The organism is Mesorhizobium sp. M2C.T.Ca.TU.002.02.1.1 (genome assembly GCF_003997225.1).
Map to the genome: position 1 here is coordinate 1 of NZ_RZTO01000930.1, position 2,206 is coordinate 2,206.

The 2,206-nt window shown below is 62.7% G+C and carries 3 protein-coding genes; 2 read left to right on the plus strand and 1 reads right to left on the minus strand.

What is annotated here, in order from left to right; all coding sequences use genetic code 11:
• The first annotated feature begins 78 nt into the window (after nucleotides 1–78).
• On the plus strand, nucleotides 79–474 hold the full coding sequence (locus EOD07_RS31580; RefSeq protein WP_040989615.1) for an acyl-CoA thioesterase: 396 nt from the start codon (nucleotides 79–81) through the stop codon (nucleotides 472–474).
• Between the two features lie 492 nt (nucleotides 475–966).
• Here EOD07_RS31580 and EOD07_RS31590 read toward each other — a convergent pair whose 3' ends face one another.
• Nucleotides 967–1,335 carry a helix-turn-helix domain-containing protein gene (locus EOD07_RS31590; protein WP_040989613.1) on the minus strand — a complete coding sequence of 123 codons (369 nt, stop codon included), beginning with the start codon at nucleotides 1,333–1,335 and terminating at the stop codon, nucleotides 967–969.
• Nucleotides 1,336–1,425: 90 nt separating this feature from the next.
• Between EOD07_RS31590 and EOD07_RS31595 the strand changes: the two genes are divergently transcribed.
• On the plus strand, nucleotides 1,426–2,031 hold the full coding sequence (locus EOD07_RS31595; RefSeq protein ID WP_040989612.1) for an NADPH-dependent FMN reductase: 606 nt from the start codon (nucleotides 1,426–1,428) through the stop codon (nucleotides 2,029–2,031).
• The last annotated feature ends 175 nt before the right edge of the window (nucleotides 2,032–2,206 follow it).

The window sequence follows — 2,206 nt, forward strand, 5'->3', positions numbered from 1 at the left end:
CATTTCGCTTTCACCAGAGCTTGCGACATGGCGGTCGCATTGCTACGCAACAGCAACTGACCTTCCAGGGATTTCGCCATGGTGCATTACGCGGACGGAAAACCTCTTGGCGATCTCACGCTGAGGACGCTCGCCATGCCGTCCGACGCCAATGCCGCCGGCGACATCTTCGGCGGCTGGGTGATGGCGCAGATGGACCTTGCCTGCGGTATCCGCGCCGCCGAGCGCGCCAAGGGCCGCGTCGTGACGGCGGCTGTGAAGGAGATGTCTTTCGCCAAGGCGATGAAGATCGGCGACACGCTCTGCATCTACACCCATGTCGAGCGCGTCGGCCGCACCTCGATGGTGCTCAAGGTCGAAGCCTGGGCGCAGCGTTACCTTTCCGACCTGATGGAGAAGGTCACCCATGCCGATTTCGTCATGGTGGCGCTCGACGGCGAAGGCAAGCCGAAGCCGGTTCCGGCCGAGGCCTGACGCGACCTCCGATTCTCCCAAGCCCCGCGGTTTGTAACAACGCCCGCGCGGGAGATGCGCTCCGCGACATCCAATGGTTGCTTTCCTTGCCCACTTTTGGGGGGTGGCGGAGGAAAGACAATGCGTCAACATATGCTGAACGGGTGGCTCGTCGTAGCCCTTGTCGCCCTGGTCTGCCTGCTTGGCATAACGGCCTATATGGAGGTCAGAAGAGACTTTCCGCGCGTCGCATGCACGAGGGACTTGACGGCGATCGGCAAGAAGGCCGCGCAGCCGGAAAACTGCTCGACGACGTGCTGCGGCAGCGCCATCCCAAGCGCCTGATCCGTGGCCGGCTAAAGACAGTCGTCCTTGTCGAGACGGTTGCGCGGAGACACGCGAGGCTGACTGCGGGGCCGCGGCGGATCCGATCAAAGCCGGAAGGTACGACAGGCCCGGGGCCGAGCCGTACGATTCATCCAATGGTTCAGAAACCTTTGAACTACAAGGGGTTCAGGCCTGTTGGCTGTCGAATTTGGCGCGCGCCTCGCGGACCCGATTGGTGTTTTTGCGCGCCCATTCGCCGAGTGCGCCGACCGGCACGAGCAATTCATGACCGAGCTCGGTCAGCTCGTAATCGACACGTGGCGGAATGGTCGGAAACACCTTGCGCGTGACGAAGCCATCGCGCTCCAGGCCGCGCAAGGTGGTGGTCAGCATCTTTTGCGAAATGCCGCCGACGGCGGCGCGCAATTCGTTGAAGCGCATCGCGCCGTCGCCCAGCTTACCGACCACGAGCACGGTCCATTTGTCGCCGACCCGTTGCAGGATTTCCGACACGGCCCGGCAGTCCTCGGTGATGTGCGGGTGCCTCAGTAACAAAAACGTGCCTCCTTGCGCGCCGATTTGTCAGTATCACATATAGCGCCGGTATCCAAACGATACCAGAAATTCCCGCAAGGAGAGCCCCTTATGTCCAAGCCCAAAATAGCCATTGTCGTCGGTTCGACGCGCGCCGCCCGCTTCGCCGACGTGCCGACGCAGTGGATTGCCAAGATCGCCAAGGCGCATGCCGATATCGACGTCGAGATCGTCGATCTGCGCGACTGGCCGCTGCCCTTCTTCGACGAGGTAGCATCCTCCGCCTGGGCGCCGTCGCAGAACGAAGTGGCGCAGCGCTGGCAGAAGAAGGTCGCCGAGTTCGACGGCTTCATCTTCACCGCCGCCGAATACAATCACGCGCCGACCGGTGTCTTGAAGAACGCCATCGATTACGCCGCCAACGAATGGAACAAGAAGCCAGCCGGCTTTGTCGGCTACGGTTCGGTCGGCGGCGCCCGCGCGGTCGAACAGCTCCGCCTGATCGCCGTCGAATTGCAGATGGCTCCGGTCAAGTCGGCGGTCCATATCGCCTGGGGCGATTTCCTTGCGGTTCGTCAGGGCGAGAAGAAGCTCGAGGACATCGAGCATCTGAACCAGGCGGCCGCAGCACTCGTCAACGACGTCGCCTGGTGGGCGAAGGTGCTGAAGGCCGCCCGCGCCGCCGATGCGATCGCCGGCGAAGCCCAGGCCGCGTAAAGAGCCTCTATAGATTCATCCTCCCGAAGGGCGGCGCTTGCGCCGCCCTCAGACTGCTGACAAACCCCTGGCGTTAGCCGGGGGTTTTTGATTCACTGGGTCATGTTGAAGCGACCCGCCCCCGAACAGACCGCGCTCGAGATGGTAACGTTGGACCAACTGGTCCCGGCTGATC